The organism is Leptospira wolffii serovar Khorat str. Khorat-H2 (genome assembly GCF_000306115.2).
Classification (GTDB): domain Bacteria; phylum Spirochaetota; class Leptospiria; order Leptospirales; family Leptospiraceae; genus Leptospira_B; species Leptospira_B wolffii.
Window position 1 is genome coordinate 310,332 of sequence record NZ_AKWX02000004.1, and the last position, 19,250, is coordinate 329,581.

General features: G+C 45.8%; 20 protein-coding genes and 1 tRNA gene. 11 read left to right on the forward strand and 10 right to left on the reverse strand.

Features of this window, described 5'->3' with window-relative positions; all coding sequences use genetic code 11:
* Positions 1-38: 38 nt before the first annotated feature.
* Both LEP1GSC061_RS01450 and LEP1GSC061_RS01455 read right to left on the reverse strand, forming a co-directional pair.
* Entirely contained in the window at positions 39-455 is a 417-nt protein-coding gene (locus LEP1GSC061_RS01450; protein ID WP_016544066.1) for a type II toxin-antitoxin system VapC family toxin, read from the reverse strand.
* The gene (locus LEP1GSC061_RS01455) at positions 433-693 is read right to left on the reverse strand and encodes a DUF6290 family protein (protein WP_040507902.1); all 261 of its coding nucleotides are present in this window, start codon (positions 691-693) and stop codon (positions 433-435) included. The genes LEP1GSC061_RS01450 and LEP1GSC061_RS01455 overlap by 23 nt, the downstream gene beginning before the upstream one ends.
* Before the next feature lie 224 nt (positions 694-917).
* On the opposite strand from LEP1GSC061_RS01455, the gene LEP1GSC061_RS01460 reads away from it, so the two are divergent.
* From LEP1GSC061_RS01460 to clpX, 4 genes are all read left to right on the forward strand, one after another.
* Positions 918-989, forward strand: a tRNA-Gly gene (locus tag LEP1GSC061_RS01460).
* 119 nt (positions 990-1,108) lie between these two features.
* The gene (gene tig, locus LEP1GSC061_RS01465) at positions 1,109-2,500 is read left to right on the forward strand and encodes a trigger factor (protein ID WP_016544076.1); all 1,392 of its coding nucleotides are present in this window, start codon (positions 1,109-1,111) and stop codon (positions 2,498-2,500) included.
* Positions 2,491-3,084: an ATP-dependent Clp endopeptidase proteolytic subunit ClpP gene (gene clpP, locus LEP1GSC061_RS01470; protein WP_040507561.1), complete on the forward strand. Its 594-nt coding sequence runs from the start codon at positions 2,491-2,493 to the stop codon at positions 3,082-3,084. Before tig ends, clpP begins: the two co-directional genes overlap by 10 nt.
* Positions 3,085-3,093: 9 nt before the next feature.
* Positions 3,094-4,365 carry an ATP-dependent Clp protease ATP-binding subunit ClpX gene (gene clpX, locus LEP1GSC061_RS01475; RefSeq protein WP_016543674.1) on the forward strand — a complete coding sequence of 424 codons (1,272 nt, stop codon included), beginning with the start codon at positions 3,094-3,096 and terminating at the stop codon, positions 4,363-4,365.
* A 128-nt stretch (positions 4,366-4,493) separates the two neighbouring features.
* Here clpX and LEP1GSC061_RS01480 read toward each other — a convergent pair whose 3' ends face one another.
* The 4 genes from LEP1GSC061_RS01480 to LEP1GSC061_RS01495 form a co-directional block, all read right to left on the reverse strand.
* Positions 4,494-5,546, reverse strand: a complete 1,053-nt coding sequence (locus LEP1GSC061_RS01480; protein ID WP_016543784.1) for an NAD(P)-dependent alcohol dehydrogenase — start codon at positions 5,544-5,546, stop codon at positions 4,494-4,496.
* A 211-nt stretch (positions 5,547-5,757) separates the two neighbouring features.
* On the reverse strand, positions 5,758-6,861 hold the full coding sequence (gene rktP / locus LEP1GSC061_RS01485) for an Arg-Lys translocation region protein phosphatase RktP (protein ID WP_016543380.1): 1,104 nt from the start codon (positions 6,859-6,861) through the stop codon (positions 5,758-5,760).
* A 2-nt stretch (positions 6,862-6,863) separates the two neighbouring features.
* Complete coding sequence (gene tatC, locus LEP1GSC061_RS01490; protein ID WP_016543414.1) at positions 6,864-7,664, reverse strand: twin-arginine translocase subunit TatC; 801 nt, start codon at positions 7,662-7,664, stop codon at positions 6,864-6,866.
* A gap of 63 nt (positions 7,665-7,727) precedes the next feature.
* Positions 7,728-7,967: a Sec-independent protein translocase subunit TatA/TatB gene (locus LEP1GSC061_RS01495; protein WP_016544004.1), complete on the reverse strand. Its 240-nt coding sequence runs from the start codon at positions 7,965-7,967 to the stop codon at positions 7,728-7,730.
* A gap of 96 nt (positions 7,968-8,063) precedes the next feature.
* Between LEP1GSC061_RS01495 and LEP1GSC061_RS21605 the strand changes: the two genes are divergently transcribed.
* The 7 genes from LEP1GSC061_RS21605 (at position 8,064) to LEP1GSC061_RS01525 (ending at position 14,746) form a co-directional block, all read left to right on the forward strand.
* Entirely contained in the window at positions 8,064-8,228 is a 165-nt protein-coding gene (locus LEP1GSC061_RS21605) for a hypothetical protein (protein ID WP_016544127.1), read from the forward strand.
* A 4-nt stretch (positions 8,229-8,232) separates the two neighbouring features.
* Positions 8,233-9,042, forward strand: a complete 810-nt coding sequence (locus LEP1GSC061_RS01500; RefSeq protein WP_016543815.1) for a hypothetical protein — start codon at positions 8,233-8,235, stop codon at positions 9,040-9,042.
* A gap of 50 nt (positions 9,043-9,092) precedes the next feature.
* Entirely contained in the window at positions 9,093-9,407 is a 315-nt protein-coding gene (gene trxA / locus LEP1GSC061_RS01505) for a thioredoxin (RefSeq protein WP_040507564.1), read from the forward strand.
* A gap of 37 nt (positions 9,408-9,444) precedes the next feature.
* Positions 9,445-11,598, forward strand: coding sequence for a cAMP/cGMP-dependent 3',5'-cyclic-AMP/GMP phosphodiesterase (locus tag LEP1GSC061_RS01510; RefSeq protein ID WP_016543544.1), 2,154 nt, complete (start codon positions 9,445-9,447; stop codon positions 11,596-11,598).
* Between the two features lie 15 nt (positions 11,599-11,613).
* The gene (locus LEP1GSC061_RS01515; RefSeq protein WP_016543564.1) at positions 11,614-12,744 is read left to right on the forward strand and encodes an acyl-CoA dehydrogenase family protein; all 1,131 of its coding nucleotides are present in this window, start codon (positions 11,614-11,616) and stop codon (positions 12,742-12,744) included.
* A gap of 34 nt (positions 12,745-12,778) precedes the next feature.
* Positions 12,779-13,996 carry an Lsa36 family surface (lipo)protein gene (locus tag LEP1GSC061_RS01520; protein ID WP_052006465.1) on the forward strand — a complete coding sequence of 406 codons (1,218 nt, stop codon included), beginning with the start codon at positions 12,779-12,781 and terminating at the stop codon, positions 13,994-13,996.
* Positions 13,997-14,137: 141 nt separating this feature from the next.
* Entirely contained in the window at positions 14,138-14,746 is a 609-nt protein-coding gene (locus tag LEP1GSC061_RS01525; protein WP_016543467.1) for a hypothetical protein, read from the forward strand.
* 109 nt (positions 14,747-14,855) lie between these two features.
* Here LEP1GSC061_RS01525 and LEP1GSC061_RS01530 read toward each other — a convergent pair whose 3' ends face one another.
* The 4 genes from LEP1GSC061_RS01530 to LEP1GSC061_RS01545 form a co-directional block, all read right to left on the reverse strand.
* Positions 14,856-16,163 (reverse strand): MFS transporter, encoded by a 1,308-nt coding sequence (locus LEP1GSC061_RS01530; RefSeq protein ID WP_016544095.1) that lies wholly within the window; start codon positions 16,161-16,163, stop codon positions 14,856-14,858.
* A gap of 78 nt (positions 16,164-16,241) precedes the next feature.
* A complete protein-coding gene (locus tag LEP1GSC061_RS01535; protein ID WP_040507566.1) occupies positions 16,242-16,595 on the reverse strand; it encodes a phasin-related domain-containing protein in 354 nt (117 codons plus the stop codon).
* A gap of 117 nt (positions 16,596-16,712) precedes the next feature.
* Complete coding sequence (locus tag LEP1GSC061_RS01540; RefSeq protein WP_016544032.1) at positions 16,713-17,288, reverse strand: bifunctional nuclease domain-containing protein; 576 nt, start codon at positions 17,286-17,288, stop codon at positions 16,713-16,715.
* 60 nt (positions 17,289-17,348) lie between these two features.
* Positions 17,349-19,226 carry an alpha/beta fold hydrolase gene (locus LEP1GSC061_RS01545; protein WP_016543918.1) on the reverse strand — a complete coding sequence of 626 codons (1,878 nt, stop codon included), beginning with the start codon at positions 19,224-19,226 and terminating at the stop codon, positions 17,349-17,351.
* Positions 19,227-19,250 lie beyond the last annotated feature (24 nt).

The window sequence follows — 19,250 nt, forward strand, 5'->3', positions numbered from 1 at the left end:
CGATTTGGAAGGAGTTGCTTGCGGGTCTGAGCCGACTGTTAATCCTTCAATAGATTCGTTAAATATTTTCCTTTTATCGTTCTATAAATGGAAAAATCCGAATCGATGCTGACGATTTTGGAGATTTCCTCACGTTCCGCCAAGCACATGAGGGAAGCATACGTCAAATCCATCGGTAGGTCCGAATATTTCTGCATTCTATTTTTAATATATTTTAAATCTCTGACAGCAATTTCGGATATTTGAACGCCTCCTCTTTCTATCCATTCTAAAAAATCGGACTGAGCGGAGACGGAAAAAGAGAGTAGATAAACTACTTCTGTAATCACGGGCCAGGTAGTTTTTAAACTTCCTTTATACGATTTCAAAAACTTGAAAACGGACTTGTGATATTCGTCCGACGCATTGAATAGAGCGATCATAGGACCGGAATCAATGAGAGCGACGCTTGTCATCTTTCCCCTTCAAAAGATCCGCAAGGATTTTCTTTCTGTTTTTAGATAAACCGATGTTTTCGGAAGAATGTTTACCGAAAAGATCCTCTCCCAATTGGAAGCAAGATTTTTCCGAACTATGATTCTCCATATATTCCAGAATGGATTCCTTTACGATTTCCGAACGACTTTTGCCTTTCGACTTAGCTAGGGAATCCAATTTTCTTTCCAGATCGGGGGACAAACGGAGGCTAATCATACCCATATTGTATCACAATTTTGTATTACAGCAAGGCCTTTTTGAGACATTGAAAATCGAAAGCGCTTCCTTTTGACCTTATTCGAGATTTGAAACGGAGGGAATCTTTTCTTCTATTCATAAAGAATCATAAGGGAGGCCGGCCTCCGGGGCTTTCCTTTAGTTTTCAGGCAAAAACCGATTTACAGACGGTCTTCGAAAGAAATCATGGTTCTACCAACCGTGCGGGAATAGCTCAGTGGTAGAGCACCTCCTTGCCAAGGAGGGGGTCGCGGGTTCGAATCCCGTTTCCCGCTTTTGCTTAGCACGGTTTCCGTATCTCGGCTCGGAGGCGAAACCGAACGGCTTTTGCCGGATTCCGCAACCGATAACCGGATCATAATCTTTTGAAGCCAGTTCTTCGCCCCCTGCAGCCATGGAATTCAAGACAAAAAAAAATCAAAACGCATCCGTAGAATTAAAACTTACCTTCGATAAGAATGATCTAGAAAAAGCCTTTGATAAGGCTTATCTCGAAAAACAGAAAAATCTAAAGGTCCCGGGCTTCCGTCCCGGCAAGGCTCCTTTAGAGATGGTAAAAAGACACCTGGGAGACTCGGTCGCCAACGATGCGATCAACCTTCTACTGGTGGATTCCATCAGCGAATTATCCAGTAAACTCGAGTACAAGATGGTTCGCTTTCCTAAGTTCACCGTAGAAGATTATGTGCCGGGCAAAAGCCTTGTGGCTACCGCGGTCTACGATTCCGAACCCGAAGTCACTTTAGGAAAATATAAGAAGATCAAAATCAAGCTCCCAGAAGTCCAAATCACGGAAGAGGATCTCCAAGACGAGCTTCTTACCATCCGTAAACAATTAGCCAGAAAACTTCTGAGAGAACCAGGCGAAGGCGCGGAAGCCGGCGATATCGTGGACATGGAATTCGAAGTAAAAGAAGAAGGGCAAGAAGCGAAAAACGCTAAGAACGGTTCCAGCGATTATAAATTGGGAGAACCGAATAATCTTCCCGGATTCGACGACCATCTCTACGGAATCAAAACCGGAGAGACCAAGCCATTCTCTTATACCTATCCTAACGATTACGGAAGAGAGGATCTGGCCGGTAAGACGGTGCAGTTCGACATGACTCTCAAAGCAATCTATAAGGAAGTGCTTCCGGATGCGGACGACGATCTGGCCAGCGAATACGACGGATCCGCTTCTTTACAGGAATTAAAGGACAAGATCAAGGACGCCTTGACTAAGAATTATACCGAAGGCGTGAAATCCAAAAAATTGGAAGAAGTCTATAAGGAACTCGTAGAGGACTCCAAATTCGTATTCCCGGATTCCTTCATCAACGAGGAGTCCGAGCATGTTTATCAAAACATGATGCAGGATATTTTAGGAAGAGGACAGGGGGGAAGAATCTCTCCCGAACATATTCCAAGTATAGAGAAATATGCCGAAATGGTAGGCAAACCTCTGGAAGAGATCCGGAATTCCTTCAAAACCATCGCCGAAAACAGACTCAAGGGCTATTTCGCCCGCCAGAAATTGGCGGCGAGCGAAAATATCACTCTCTCCGAGGAGGATTTCCAAAAGGAAATCGCATCTCTTGCCTCAAGATACGGGATGCAGGAAGCCGATTTTAAAAAAGAATTGGAAAAAGGTAAACTTCTGGAAACTTACCGGGACAATTTTTTAGCAAAAAAGATAGACGATACGCTCTTCCAGCTTGTAGAAAAGAAATACAACGAGAAGATGAGTATCCGTCAGCTAAAGGAATTCCTTTCGAATAAGGAAACTGGAGAAGTATGGCAATAATCCCTACAGTTATCGAACAGACCGGAAGAGGCGAGATGCGGTATGACGTATTTTCCCGCCTACTCAAGGACCGGATCATTTTTCTAGGCGACGCTATTTCGGACGATTATGCGAACGTAATCATCGCTCAGCTCCTATTCTTGGACGCGGAGAATCCGGACCGGGATATTTACCTTTATATCAATTCTCCGGGGGGATACGTATCTTCCGGGCTTGCCATTTACGACACTATGCAGTATATTAAGGCGGACGTAAGAACTCTTTGCATCGGCCAGGCATCCTCTATGGCTGCTTTGCTTTTGGCCGGAGGAGCAAAAGGGAAAAGATCCGCCCTTCCTCATTCCAGAATCATGATGCACCAGCCTACCGGCGGAGCTACCGGACAAGCATCCGATATCGCCATCCAGGCCAAAGAAGTTCTGAAGTTAAAGCAGGTGCTGAACGGCTTATATGCCAAGCACACCGGCAAAACAGTGGAAGAAGTGCAAAAGGATACCGAAAGGGACCTTTACATGACTCCGGAAGAAGCGCAAAGTTACGGTATCATCGATTCCGTGATTTCTATCGAACGCCAAAAGAACTAGGGGGATCCCGTGGCCAAAAAACCGACCGGAACCAATAATAAGCAAAAATTATTTTGTTCGTTTTGCGGAAAAGAACAGGATTCCGTAAAAAGATTGGTCGCCGGTCCCGGCGTTTATATCTGCGACGAGTGTATTTCTCTTTGCAACGAAATCATCGCGGAAGAACCGGAGCAGGAAAAGGAAAGAACCGAGCTTTTGGGCGAGGTTCCGAATCCCGCGGCCATTAAATCCATTTTGGACCAATATGTGATCGGTCAGGATCACGCCAAAAAAGCTCTCTCCGTAGCCGTATACAACCACTATAAACGAATCTATCTAAAAGATAAAAAGTCTGATATCGAATTAGAAAAATCGAATATTCTTCTTATCGGTCCCACAGGTTCCGGAAAAACCCTTCTGGCACAAACCCTGGCGAGAATCATCAAGGTTCCTTTCGCAATCGTGGATGCTACCGCTCTCACCGAAGCAGGGTATGTGGGAGAGGATGTGGAAAATATCATCCTCAAACTCATCCAAAACGCGGACAACGATATCAAGAAGGCCGAAATCGGTATCATTTATATCGACGAAGTGGATAAGATCGCCCGTAAATCGGATAGTGCTTCCATCACTAGAGACGTGAGCGGAGAAGGCGTACAACAGGCTTTATTAAAGATCATAGAAGGCACGGTTGCAAACGTTCCTCCTCAAGGAGGAAGGAAGCATCCTCACCAGGAATATCTGCAAGTGGATACCAAGAATATCCTCTTCATTCTGGGCGGAGCCTTTGTGGATTTGGACAATATCATCAAGACCAGAACCGGAGTGAAAACCATCGGGTTCGGTAGCGGAGAAAAAGAAGGTAAGATTCTTCGAGACGAGTCCAAGGGAGAAATTCTGGCTCGTGTGATTCCGGAGGACTTGATGAAATTCGGACTGATTCCCGAGTTTATCGGTCGTATGCCTGTGATCGCTACTCTCCAGGATTTGAGCGTGGACATGCTTAAACGCATTTTCCGTGAACCTAAAAATTCCATTCTTCGCCAGTACACCAAGATTCTTGAGATGGAAAACGTGAAACTCTCCTTCGAAGAGTCTGCGATCGACAAAATCGCCCAGCTCGCTATCGAAAGAGAATCCGGAGCCCGAGGACTTCGTGCGATCGTGGAAAATCTCATGTTGGATCTGATGTATGAGATCCCTTCCCGCAAAGATGTGGAAGAGGTGATTATCACGGAAGAATCCGTACTAGGAATTAAGCCTCCCAATCTGGTTCTGAAAAAAGAGCCTAAGATAGCTTAAGTTTTTCGCAACTTCGTGAAGCTTCGCAAGCGATATAAATCTCGCTTCGCTCGAATCACTCGGGACTTGTACTTAGTCGTGTCGAAGGGTGGTCCCTGAGCGATTCGAAGCGTTGTATCGAAGGGGCGTTAAGCTGCGTTTAAACTTTCTATATCGATCACAAAACGATAGCGCACGTCGCTTTTGATCACTCGCTCGTAAGCCTCGTTTACTTTTTGGATCGGAATCAGCTCTATGTCGCTCGTGATGCCGTGCTTTCCGCAGAAATCCAACATTTCCTGGGTCTCTTGGATTCCGCCGATTAAGGAACCTGCGAGGCTTCGTCTACCTCCGATGAGAGAGAATGCTCCGATGGGAACTTGGTTCTCCGGAATCCCTACGACTACCATGGTTCCGTCCACGTTCAAGAGGCCTAAGTATTGGTTCCAATCCATTGGCATAGAGACGGTATTCACGATCAGGTCGAAACGATTTCTCAACTTCACGAACGTCTTGGGATCGGAAGTCGCATAGAAATGGTCCGCACCCAAACGTTTTGCATCCGCTTCCTTCTTATTGGATTGGCTAAGAACGGTTACTTCCGCACCAAGTGCGTGTGCGATTTTCACTCCCATATGTCCTAAACCTCCGAGACCTATGATGGCCACCTTTTTTCCTGGTCCCGCTTTCCAATGCACCAGAGGAGAATAGAGAGTGATGCCAGCACAGAGAAGGGGAGCCGTAGCATCCAAAGGAAGATTATCCGGAATTCTAAGTACGTAATTCTCATCCACTACGATCCGGCTGGAATATCCTCCGTAAGTCGGAGTCTTTTTGTCCTGCTCCCTTCCGTTATAGGTGGCGCTCATTCCTTTCTCGCAGAATTGCTCCAGACCTTTTTTGCATTGCTCGCAATCTCTACAGGAATCCACGAAACAACCTACGCCTACCTTGTCTCCCACCTTGAACTTGGTGACTCCTTGGCCGACTTTGGAAACGACTCCGGTGATTTCATGACCTGGAACCATGGGAAAAATGGAGCCTCCCCATTCGTCTCTGGCTTGGTGGATATCCGAATGGCAGATGCCGCAGTAACGGATATCGATGAGAACGTCTTTGTCCTTAGGTTCCCTTCTCTCTAAGGCGAAAGGAGCTAAGGGCGATTTAGCGGTAGCGGCCGCAAAAGATTTAACTGGAATCATGGTGGGATCCTCTTTGGATGTTATTGTTTCAGATTTTGGAAAAAACCGAAGGAGAGAAATTCGAGATCCGAACTCTTTCAGAAGAATTTCACTGAACTTAGACGGCAAAACGAAAAATAGTAGGTCGATTTTTTACTCGGATGCTAATTTTCGATAGAACCAAGGTCGGTCGAAAAAATCAAACCGATCCCATTCAGAAAGAGCCTCGATATTAAGATTCTCGGACTCTACCCACCGCGAGTAAGGAAGCCTTGGATAAAGCCTTTTTGCCGAAGATGGATTCTAGGAATCTTCCGAAATCCAGGACCAAGTCTCTAGAATTCTTATAATCCTTTCCGGCGCTCCAGGCTTGCAGTTCGGAGAGAATCTGAGAGGCATTATGGGATCCGGATAATTCCGTGAGCCTGTCGCTAAGCAGAATCAGGAATTCTCCCGGTTTGAGAGATAGCTTTTTTACATCTCTGGGATTGGATTTGAAATCGAAGAATACGTGCTGGGAATTTTGTAAAGGAGTCGTCTTCCCGTTCCTATGCACTAAAGCGGGGAGCTTTTGGTATTGTAAAATGCCAAGGTCACCGTTTCGTGTCTCGAGAGAAAATAAAGCCAGATTCAAATAGGAAATAGGAGTGGAGCGAAGGGCACGATCTATCTTATAGAGAAGATCCTCTCCCCTAAGTCCGGTCGTTTCCTGAGCTAGAGAAATCATTCCTTCGATTCTCGCTTTCATGGCGGATTCCAGAACTCCCTCGTTCGGAAAACCGGCAAGGATTCCCAAGCAACCGTCCGCCGTAGGTATTATGTTTCCGTAATCCGTTTCGCCTTGGACGGAATTTCTTGGATAGACCGTAATATCCAGATTCTTGATCTTATTCAATCGGATCTTATGGAAGAATCCCTGGATCTTATCCGAGAGTTCTCTTTCTTTTCTCACGAAGGATTCTTCGGACGAGTGTTCCTCTCTCGCCTTTTTTTGGTAAAGAGCGATTCGGAAATGTCTCGCGAGTTCTCCGATCTCATCGTCTCTTTGCTCTTCTCCCGAGTCCTCGTAAACATCCTGTGTCCAGCTTTGGAGTAAAGTGGAGAGGCTCTTTAAGGAACGGAATGTGGTCTGCAAAAGATGGTAGGTGAGAAGACTGATCAAGGCGGAAAACAGAAATCCCACCGAAAGACGGATCCAGACCAGGGTTCTGAGTACTTTTCTGATATCTTCTCCGAAAAGAAAATCGTCTAGAAGAATGAATAAAAGGAAGAATACGAAGGCGACGGTGAAGGCGATTATGGACAGTTTCTGTTTGGACTGAACATTATCCGACATGACTATTTCCTCTCTATGAAGAATATGAGAAGGAGAGAAATCGCGAAAAGTACCGTAAGAGGAATGAATAGCATGAGCATGGACATCGCATCCGGACCGGGAGAAAGGACTGCCGCGGCGATCGCAAGACCTAAAATCGACTCCCTCCAATAACGCAATAAGAAGGATAATTTTAGAATTCCGATCGCTGCAAAAAGCACCATGAGTACCGGCAATTGGAACGCGAGTCCGAAGATCAGATGGATATTAAAGAATACGTCGTAGTACTCGTCGATCGGAAGTTTCGTTTCGATATCCAAAGGGCGAAACGTAACTAGAAAGATTCTTAAAAAATTCTCGAAAGCCTCCGTCCAGCAAAGCCAGATACCCAACCAAAAAAGTACGGTGGAAAATAGGATTAATCCTTTTCCGAGTCTCGCCGTCTTGGGCTCTAAAGCGGGTGCTACAAATCCCCAGAGAAACATGAGGGTGAACGGAAAACTAAATAATACCGAGACCATAAACCCGGTTCTGAGATAGACCATGAACGGGGCCATGAGTTTGATCTGGTAAAAGGTGGCGCCTTCTCCCAAGACGTTCTTGTAGGGTCTAGTAAAAATCTTATGAATCTCTTCGCCGAAAAATAGGGACGCGATAAAGAAAACCGAAAAGACTAGTAATGTACGGATTAGGACTTTTCGGAGATCCTCCAAATGTTCCCCCAGGGTCATGAATTTTTCCCTGTCGTGAGTGAGAGAATTCGGATCGGAATCGATTTTAGGCAGTTCTTCCGATTTTACCTGGGTTTTTGTTTTTGAGGGCATAGATTAAGAATACAAATTCATCCGCTTCAGGTCGGGTTTTAAGGACCGACCGGAAAGCAATCTTTAAGCGGATTTTTTTGATTTCTTATTAGTTGGGGCCGATTTGGTCTCGGGCTCTTCGATTTTAGCCGATTCCGAGTCGGACTCGCCGGAAAGAGATTTTCGGAAAGAACGGATTCCGTCTCCTAAATCTTTGGCCAAAGTGGGAAGTCGCTTGCCTCCGAATATAAGTAAGGCTACAAACAGAATTATGAGGATTTCCGGCCAACCTAGGTTTCCAATGAATGCAAGGGGTGAATACATGGATCTTCCTCCTTTGTTAAGATTTCGCGTCCACAATATATGTCAAATAGTTAGTAGGAAAAGAGCCGATAATTCTACTAAGACTCGGGATTCGGTATGAGAATAGAAGCATCATCCTTTGAACCTTTATCGGTGCAGGTTCCGATCCAAGAACCGGGCCGGGAAGAAGGGCAGGCCGAGAGGAAGAAGGAGGAAAATACTCCTAATTCCGATTATATGTATGCCCTTTCCGTCGGTAGTCTGATTAACGTGCAGGTATAGAAGAATGGCTCTGACCAAGGAACAAAAGCAGGAATTCCAAGAGAAGCTCGTAGATTTTCGAGCTTTCCTGGAGGATTTAAAAAAAGAGGGAAACCTACTCAAGGCCCAGTCCCGTAAGGATCCGAAAATGGAGCCTTATTTCAATATCGCCCTTTCTTTGAATTCTATCAAAAACATCAATACCTGTCTCTTGATTAACGAGATCTCCGTCGCGATTTTGGACTTAAAATCGGATACCTACCTCAATCAGGGTAGAAAGGAAGTCTATAGCGCGATTTCCTTTATGGAAAAAGTCGTGGGCACCGATTTCGAGGCGGGCCTCGGGGAGAATAAGGACCTACTCGCGAAAATACCCGAATTCAATCCCCTCCAAAGACTCAATTATGTAAAGGGACTTAGGCTATGCACCGTCAATACGATAGAGGCGTTCGGGTCCAATTCCAAATGGAAATGGAGCTTTCCCGAAATCCATTTCAAAATCGCCATACTTAGTAAGAATCTTTTTGACTTCCGGGCTTTCGAGAAGGAAAGAGACTTGGAGAATCCTTACTATTATCCTAGACAGGAGCACTACAATCTAATCCTGGAACTCTGTAACTTTGCCGCCCAGGAATACCGGGCCAAATTCGACTTATCCACCCAGGACGCGGGGGATCTCAAGAAATCCATCTCGCTTTTGGAAGTGAACCGGAAAATTCTACAGACCACGGGGGAAACCGAGGACTTGGGCAAAACCAAAACCTTGATAGAATCCCTAAAAGAAAAGGTGGAATCTATAGAAGCCGAGAAGGAAAAGAAGAAAAAGAAGAAATAGACCCGTCCTATTTGTTATAGAGAGTGGGAAAAAAGGAGAAAATCTAGCCCATGGCATTGACCGAAATAAACGACGCTACATTCAGCACGGAAATCTCAGGAGGAATGGTCCTAGTAGACTGCTGGGCAGAATGGTGCGGACCCTGTAGAATGGTTTCCCCGGTATTGGAAGAACTTTCTTCCGAATTGAACGAAGTCCTAAAAATCAAAAAATTAAACGTGGACGATAACCAAGACACCGCTCAAAAATTGAATATCCAATCCTTGCCGACTCTTCTTCTGTTCAAGGACGGACAATTGGTGGATAAGATCATCGGCGCACTACCGAAGGCGCAAATCAAAAGCTTCATCGAAAGACATAAATAAGATACGCTTCTAAAAAGAAACTGCTGCGGAATTTTCCATGCTAAAAGAGCAAACCAGGGGATTTATAGAGCTTCCGAGGGGAGGCTATCTCGTAGAGACGAGCGAGGGATACTTTCAAATCGGGTCTCCTCCCGAAACCATCAAGGATACGATGGCGGAAAAGAAGACTCCCCTGGTATTCATTCTTCCTAATAAATTCTTCCATGTCGAAAAGGGAATCAGCACCGCAGAGCTGGAATTCCCCATCTACTTCAACTTCTTCTTAAGACAGAAGAAGACCACTATCATTTGTACGAACGAACAGAAAGACCAGCTTATCACCGTTCTTAAGGAATCCTTAATGGGTCCGGAAGAAATTAACCTGGAATCCGAGTATTTGAACGGAGCCGAATCTTTCGGGTTTCCGGATATGAAAGCGGAGATGGGATATTTCCGAGGATACAAAGGACTAAACGACGTAGTGGAGTTCTTGGTATTCGATTCGGAGAATATGGTGAATCTCGGAAAGGTTCTGGTTCGTAAACTTCCTTCCGGGGATTTTAGAATCACCGACGGATCGAAGGAAACCGAAATACCGGGAGAAGTCGGCTTCAATATTAAATATGAAATCGGTCACCGTTTGGAGGAACCTTTTCAAGCGCCTATCTTAGGAATCACTTGTCTCGGACCTTCTCACGGATTCGACCCCGAAGACAATACTTCCGGATTCATTATTTGGTTGAACCACCAGGGAATCATGGTGGATCCTCCCGTAAATTCTACCGAGTGGCTACGCAGTTCCAATGTGAATCCTAAGCTGATCAATCACGTTATTCTCACTCATTGTCACGCGGACCACGATGCGGGAACCTTCCAAAAAATCATGGAGGAGAATAAGATCACCATCCACGCCACAGCGACAGTGATGGAGAGTTTTATCCGCAAGTATTCCGCATTAACCAAGATTCCCCGCAAGGAACTATTGGAGCTCTTTCATTTTCAGCCTATTATCATCGGTAGGCCGTTAATGATCAACGGAGGAGAATTCAATTTTCATTATGCATTGCATTCCATTCCTTCCGTAGGATTCGAATTCTTCTTCCAGGACCAGTCCTTCGTTTATACTTCCGATCATTTGAACGAGCCGGAAGTGCACGAGAAGATGTTCCAAAAAGGCGTCCTTCCCGAGTCTCGCTGGAAATTCCTGAAGGAATTCCCTTGGGACAGACGTATCATTTATCATGAGGCGGGGATTCCTCCTCTTCACACCAGAGTCAGTTATCTGGCGAGCCTCCCTCCCGAAATCCAGGAAAAGATCACTGTATACCATATCGCGAGAAGCGATATGCCTTCCGATACCAGACTTAAATTAGCCAGGTTCGGAATCGAGAATACCGTTTATCCGGAAATCACTCCTCCTAAGCATATCGAGGCTTATAACTTACTCGATATCTTGAGCCAGATCGATATCTTCAGCGGTTTTCCGATCGAAAAAGCGAAGGAGTTCCTTCTGATCGTTCGGGAGGAAAAATACAGGAGAGGGGACCAGATCATCAAGAAAGGGACCCCGGGCGACAAATTCTATATCATCGCTTCCGGAAACGTGAAGTTCGAGGGATTACTCGCCGGTCATTCCGATATAGGTCCTATCAAAAGATACGGCCAATACGAATATTTCGGAGAGGCTTCCTTGGTTTTGGATCTTCCCCGTGCGGCGGACGTCTTCGCGGAAACGGACGTGGTCGCATTGACCATCGATAAGAATAAGTTCCTACAATTTATCCGAAATACGGATCTTCGCCAGAACTTGATTCGACTGAACAGCATTCGGGATAGCAATTCCTGGAAGACATTGATCGATTCGCGTCACTTCAAAGGTTTAACCAGTCACCAAGTCACCCAACTTGAGATGATTATGCGACTTTCCAAGGTGAACGGCGGTTCAATACTCATCGAGGAAAAAGCGTTTTACCATGAGGCCTATATCATTCGTCATGGAAAAGTAAGCGTCCACCAGGGAGGCAAGAAATTAGCCGAACTTACGGACGGGGATTTCGTAGGCGAGATCTACGCGATTTCGAAGAAGCTGGCCTCCAGTTATACGTTCAAAGCGGAATCGGAAACGGAATTGTTTTCCATTACCCAGAACGATCTGATCCAGTACATTAAACGAAACCCAGGCGTTTACATGAGAATGAATACCGTCTACTGAAAGCGGGGGAGATACATGGATAGAGTCCTACAATTTACCGAAGAGCATGAAGCTTTCCGGGATATGGCGCGCAAATTTTTCGAAACGGAAGTCATTCCGAATCACCACGAGTGGGAAAAAGTCGGAAAGGTTCCGAAAGAGCTTTGGAAAAAGGCGGGAGCGAGCGGGCTACTCTGTCCCGATGTCCCCGAGGAATTCGGCGGATCCGGAGCGGACTTCTTATATAACGTTGTCGTAATAGAGGAATCTTCCCGTTCCGGAAATAGCGGCTTTTTCGTTTCTCTCCATAACGACGTGATCGCTCCTTACATTTCCGCATACGCAAACGAAGAGCAAAAAAAGAGATGGTTGCCCGGTTGCTGTAGTGGGGATAGCATTTTAGCGGTCGCTATGACCGAGCCCGGGGCCGGTTCCGACCTGAAAAACATCAGAACCAGCGCCGTAGACAAGGGAGACCATTATTTAGTCAACGGTCAAAAAACATTTATTTCCAACGGACAACTTGCAAATCTCGTAATTACCGCGGTGAAGCATGAAAACGGGACGATTTCACTTGTTATGATAGAAGAGGGAATGAAAGGCTTCGAAAGAGGTCGCAATCTCGAAAAGATCGGGTTAAAGGCTCAGGATACTTCGGAATTGTACTTCAACGACGTCAAAGTTCCTAAAGAGAACGTCATCGGAAAGGACGGCCAAGGTTTCCGCTATTTGATGATGAAACTCGCTCAAGAGCGTCTTGTACTCGCGATTGCGGCCGTCGAAGCGACCGCATTGGTTCACAGGATGACTTTAAAATACATTAAAGAGAGGATGGCTTTCGGGAAAAAAATCGGAAGTTTCCAGCATATCAAGTTTCAGATGGCGGAGATGGCGACCGAATTGGAAATGTGCCGCACCTTCGTTGACAAAGTGGTTTCGGAACATATGGTAGGAAAAAAATTGACCGTGGAGGCTTCCATGGCTAAATATTATTCCACCGAAATGCAAAAGCGTCATACGGACCTTTGCCTCCAGTTTTTCGGGGGTTACGGTTATATGATGGAGTATCCGATCGCAAGGGCTTATTTGGATGCAAGAATCCAAACGATCTACGCGGGGACCACCGAGATCATGAAAGAAATTATTGGTAGCAGTCTGGGTCTCTGAAAGAATCTCGACTTAGCCCTCGTCCAAGGATAAAATGGATCGAATGGCTCCTACTATGAGTTTTTTCGGGCGGTGCATAAAGGGCGCCGCCTTTATTATTTTGCCCTTTGCCCTATATTTTCTACCCTCGCAGTCGACCGAAGCGCAAATCACCTGTACACCGCCTGTTTCCGGAAACAACGTCTGTAGCTTTATTCCTGCTTCCACCTACGCCGAGTTTAACGGCTTAGAACAAACGATCCGGACCCAGTATTTGAACGAATTAACCAAGTCCATGGCGGACGCTTCCGTTCTTGCTAATATCAACTCTTCGATGATGGGGCCGGGAACGGTAAATCGGTTCCAGATAGGAGGCGGTATCAGTTTGGGAGGAGTGAAAAAGGACGACGTAAATATCCAGTACAGCGATATATCTCTTCCTAAATTTCCGAATGTGGGAGCCTCTATCAACCCCGGAGCGATGGTGGGTGTGAATTTGGGCTGGCTACTAGGTAGGGGACCTTCCGATCAACCCGATCAATCTTCGGACCCTTCTTCTCAAAGATCCTTCTTACATAGGATCAATATATATGCGCACGGGTTCCAGGGAAATATCGGTCCAGGGGATTTGCGTAAGGTAAGTAATACCGCTTCCAATGACTTGGATGTGGGAGGAAACATCAATTCTTTCGGCGCGACCATTCGATTCCAAATCGCTAGGGAACGTTATACTCGCCTGGATTTTTTCGGATTTACCGGTATTAGTTTAGGGATCGGTTTCCATAGAAAATGGGAAGAAGTGACTTTGAGTTATCATCCCAGCACGGCGAATGCGATCAAAGTGGCATTCGGGCCCGCCACGGGTAAATGGGAGCAGGAAGTGGACTTCTCTTATCAATCCAAAGTACAATCCGTACCTATCGATATACGTACCGGGGTAAGATTATTTTATATACTTACCGTTTTTGCCGGAGCGGGGATCACTAGTAATTCGGGTTACACCAAACTGAATTTGCACGCTTCCGGGCCTTTGTACCTGGCTTTGGATCCGAACGCTTCCAGTCTTCCTCCAGAATTGATTTCTCAGATGAACGGAAACGCCGGGGGAACGCTTTCTTTGCGAACCGGAGGCTCCGCGAACGTAAGAACTCAGATGAATTATCTCATCGGAGGCTTCGAAATCAACGTACTAATGTTTAAGATTTTGGCGGAAGCGGTGGCCACCGACGATAAGGTATATTCTGCCAACGTGGGCGTGAAATTCGCTTTGTAAGGAATGTTCGGATAACCGAAATTTTTATTACAAAGATAGAAAAAGGTACGCCTTTTGCAATCTTATGCGTAGAATGCAAAATTGAGTCTGAATTCTCGAATTATTGTATAGGAATTCAGCAAATAGCATCCAAGGTGGATCATGATCAGCACGCCGGGCAAACCCTTACATCTTTCCTGCATTCCCAGGGGCGAGGCCTATGCCCTGAAGGTGAATATTTCCAAGAATGAAATAGGTATCATCTATCGGGTCACGGCTGTTCTATACGTTCACGGTTGGAATATCGAAGAGGCGATTGCGGAGACTTCCACCGACGGGTATATCCAGGATATATTCATCGTGAAGAGGGTGGACGGCGCTCCGATGACGGACGAACATCTAAATGCGATCCACGCCGATCTTAAGGAGCTTTTTTACGGGGGAATGTCCGTGATGAACTATCTTTCCGGCCATCCCGAGAAAATGAACACCTTAAGAGATAAGGCAGAATCCACGCCGGAGATCTTTCTCTTCAATTCCGAGATCAGTGATTCGACGGTAATGGATTTAAGAATGGAGGACCGTCCGGGTATTCTTTTCGAGATTTCCCAAATTCTATTTTTGTTCGGAGTGGATATACTTTCCTTTAAGGCCGTAACGGATTCCGGTCAGGTCCGAGATACGTTTCTTTTGCGCCTGGAAAGCGGTTCTAAATTGGATGAGAATCTGCATTTTTTCCGATTGAAAGAAGCGTTAGGCGCGGTTCTTTAAGTATCCTTCTTTCGCGGATTTCTTAAGAGAGAGTCTTTTTCGGGATTAGATCCCTTTTTTTTCGCCTCGATTCCTAAGATATCGCACCGACTAATACGATGCTTTTTCCTTAAGTGGAAACCTTAGGTTGCTTCACGTAGAGAAATAGCCCTAAAAAGATTACGCTCATGACCCCCGAAATCAAAAAGGAAAAATGGGGTCCTTTCTGGGAATAGACGATACTGAAAAGAATCGGAGAAATTCCTCTACCGAAAGAACCCAGACTTCTTAGTATTCCTAAATTCTTTCCTTGTTCGTTTGCGGGAGAAGAAAGACTAACGATTGCGGAGATCGACGGATTGATGAAAGCACTTCCGAGTGCAAGAAAGGTCAAAGCTAAAAATAGCTGGAACTTGGAATCGGAGTTCGGATCGGAAAGAGTAAGAAAAAGAAAACCTAATACGAGGAAAACGCAGGCCAAAAGGGCCACCTTCTTTTCCTCCACTTTTCCGCTCAGCCTACGGATGATTCCCCCCTGTACAAATACGATGATCAATCCTATATATACGAAGGTGTATCCTATATGCATGGGAGAGAATCCCAAGAATTGATCCAGATAGAAATTCAGGGAGAATTCGAAACCGGAAAAGAATAAGAGCAAAAATAAGTTTAGAAAACTCACATATAGAATTTCACGGGACCCCAATTCGAAGACTCCCAGAATAGGGTGAACTTTTCCTTCGGAAGATTTGTTTCTCAACTGGTGAGGAAGAGTCTCGTGGAATCTAAGAAGAACAAATACTAGATTTAAAAGGGAAGCGGAAGCTGCAACCAAGGCTACGGAAGGAAAAATAGTCATCTTTTCCCAGGGCAAAAAAGGAAGTAGGTGGGAAGGATCCGTGTGTGCGAGGATTCCTCCCAAAGAAGGGCCTGCGATAAATCCTAGTCCGATTCCTGCTCCTATCATTCCCATTCCTTTGGATCTGTCCTGCTCGGAAGTCGAATCGGCCATAGCGGCGGTCGCTACGGAAATATTTCCACCCATGAGTCCGGTGATGATTCTGGAAAGAACGAACAGGGAAAAACTTCCGGAGAATAACCAAACCAGATATCCTGCGAAACTACCAGTGCAGGTAAAGACTAGAACCGGACGGCGCCCGGTCTTATCCGATAATTTTCCCCAGATCGGGGAGAATAGAAATTGGAGGATGGAATATAGGCTGGCTACGATCCCGCCGAAAAGAGCCACGAAGAGTTTCCAATCTCCTGAATTGCCTTCCAAGAGTCTGGAAGTCCAACCGGCGATTAGATCCAGGACGGGATCTCCGGCTTGGGCGAGAAAATGATTCAGTGTTTCCGGAAAAACGGGAAAGATAAGAGAAAATCCCATCATGTCTATGAAGACGGTTAGGACGAGTATGAATGTATGTTTCCTCATGGGCGGATAGAATACCTAAGATACGGAACCGGGTTCCTTTGTCCCGAATTTTTCTCCGCCCTTACGGATGAGAAATCCTTAGCTTCGAGTCAGTTTCTTAAGTTCATCCAGGGCGGCTTTTGCCTTGGCTTTCAGGTCAGGCGGTAGCATCTCGTCCACCTGGCTAGAGATCTTTTCGAAATTATCCTTTAGCTGCTGGACCACGACCCTGGAATTTTCATTGGCGTTTTTCAGTTTTTCCTGAGCGTCCCAAACCGTTTTCTGTAGTAGGTCCCGAAGACGATTGGCCTGCTCGGATTGGTCCTGAGATCCTTTTACCTTCAATTCTTCGTATACTTTTTCCAAGTCGGAGAGGGTCTGTTTCAGTTTCCCTTCTCCCGATTGGAAGACGGCTATGCCGGCGTTTAAGATATCCATCAGCGTTTTTTCCATTCTTGAGCTCCCGATAGGGGACCAAGATTAGCCTAGACGATCGGAAAGGTCCAGTCCGTTAAGCCTAAGTGGGATGAGAAAGTGGAAGTTTTTTTGAGAGGAAAATCCGGTCGGAATTTAGGAAGGATTTTCCAAAAGTTTACGGATTTGATCCCTGATTTTCGCGGCAGTTTCATAATCTTCCGCCTTGAGGGCATTATCCAGAGAATCTTGTAGGATCTCCAGCTGGGATTTGGGAAGCTGAGAGATCTTTTCCTTTCCGATGGTCTCGCCCGGAATTTCATCGTCTTTCATGACGATGCCCGCCTCCTCGATCACCTTTTTAGCGAGATAGATGGGAGCGTTGGCGCGAAGAGCGAGTGCGATCGAGTCGCTAGGACGAGCATCTAACACGATCAATTCCTCGTCCTTGCGGAGAGTGATTTTGGCGTAGAACGTGTTATCTATGATTTCTTCGATAGCGATTTTCACGATCTGCACTCCCAGAGTGGTGAGCAGAATAGTCATGAGATCGTGAGTCATCGGTCGAGGAGGTTTGGTTCCTTCCAAGACGGAGGTAATGGAATGAGTTTCTAGAGGCCCGATAAAAATCGGTACGACTCTTTGGTCCGATTCGTCTTTCGCCTTCAGGAATACCGCAAAACCGACGTTGGTCAGTGAAATATTGTAAATAGTCGCTTCTACGAGATCCATTTCCTAGTTTTAGAACCTATCTTTCGTTTCCAGAAATGTCAAGCCTTCTAAACCTGGGACTCAAGTCGAGTCTAATCCTCGAATCCATCCGTCGATTTCCGAACACATTTCCCGGACGACAGGCATATGGAAAACGATTCCTAAATGTCCCTGTTCGTAAGAAATAATCTTATTTTTTTTATGAGGGAGTGCCGCGAGATCTTCCTGAATGGTTTCACTAGGAACCACTTTATCCAAAGAACCCAGAACGGATAGAAGAGGGATCTTCAGATTTTTTTGTAACGCGGTGTAATCCAATGTCCCGTCGTAGGAGAGGAAGGAAAGATCCTGACCCAGTTGGGAGCGTAGAAATTGCAGAACCACTTTGGTGGATTCTTCGCAGAAAATATCCTCGATTAGAAAATACCATTCCGGAGGGGAGATTTGTTTGTATCCGACGAAATCTCTCAGGTTTACGACTTTTGCATGAAGATCGAAGGAGACCGCTCTAAGAGAGGAATGTAATCCTAAAAGGAATTTGAAGAATTTATTCAGATCCACGGTAGGAAGAGTAGTTTGGAGAGAGAAAGAAGTCAGATCGAATAGAAAATCCGAGATCGTCTTAGAGGGAAGAAGTTTCAATCCCATCTTTAGAACGTCCAATCCGGGAATCTGCGCCTGGAGCCGGATGAAATTGGGAGAAGTAATAGAGACGATTCCGGAGATATAATCGTCCGGACGAGGCAAAGGAACCGGAGAATTGGGTTTCTGCTTTAGAATTTCCTCATATGCGGAGGAATAGAATCTAGGAATCATTCCCCCCATACTATGACCTACGACTACTAATTTTTCGTTGGGAAAATTATCCCTTAACCAGGCGAGAACCGCAGGAAAATCCTCTTGGATAAAATCGTCTACCGTCCATCCTTCCCGGATTCCGAAAGTGGGCAGGGTCCTTCTGGACCTGCCTCTCATGTCCATAGAGAATACTCGATAGCCGTGTTTCAGGCAGAGTTCCCGAGCTACCTTATCCATGACCGAACGTCTACAGAAGAATCCTGGAATCAGTAGTAGATTTTTGCCGGTATTGTTTCTTTCTTTGGGTTCGAATCTCTTGATACTTACCGAAAAACCGTCTCCGGAAGGAATGAGATAACTCGCATCCAATCTGTAGGATCTTTGGTAGGTATGGGAATCGAATACGATTGTGGTCACGGGTTCGCTTTGACCGAAACCTCGGGTATAAAAGAGATGTTTGGCTCTAGAATGAAGATCCGATTTTTCTATGTTCTTACGGGCGTAGTAAGGATCCCCTTTGACTCCCATTTCCTTGGAGATGACGAAGTCCACCACGTCGTATAAGCTGTACAGTTGTTGCCTAACTTCTTCTTCCTGCTCCGGGGTCATATTGTCCCTGCGGATTCCCCAAAGCATTCCGATCGGAAAGCCCTTCACGAAGAGCGGGATACCCGCGGCGTAATTCATGGTTTTGGTCAGAAGTTGCTTGAGATTGGGATGTACTCTTTCGTCGTCGAGACTATGAAAGTACACTTCCGGTCTGGATTTCTTTTCCACGGAAAGAATGGCTTCTCTTAGATATTTTGCGGAGAGATTGTCCGGATCCTGGATGGAAATGGGGATAGTATTGCGGATGAATTCTTCTATGCTTTGCAGACCGATCCGATTCGCGACTTCCTTCATCCGAAAATGGGTGGAGGAGGCGACGATTTTCAGATTCTTTCCCTGGATGGCTTCGAAAACAGAATATTGAAAGACCGGCTTTCCGTTCGGAAGCGCCATGGCCACCATCTTGTTTACGAAAGCGTTCCATACTTTTTGTAGGAAGAGATTGGTGGCGTCCGAGAGCGGAAAAATATATATATCTTCCGATCCGACGGAATAGGCTCCGCCTTTTCTACGAGCCTTGGGGTTGACCTTTCGAGGTAGGGTCTGGTCCATAAAATAACTTTCCAATCGACCCTT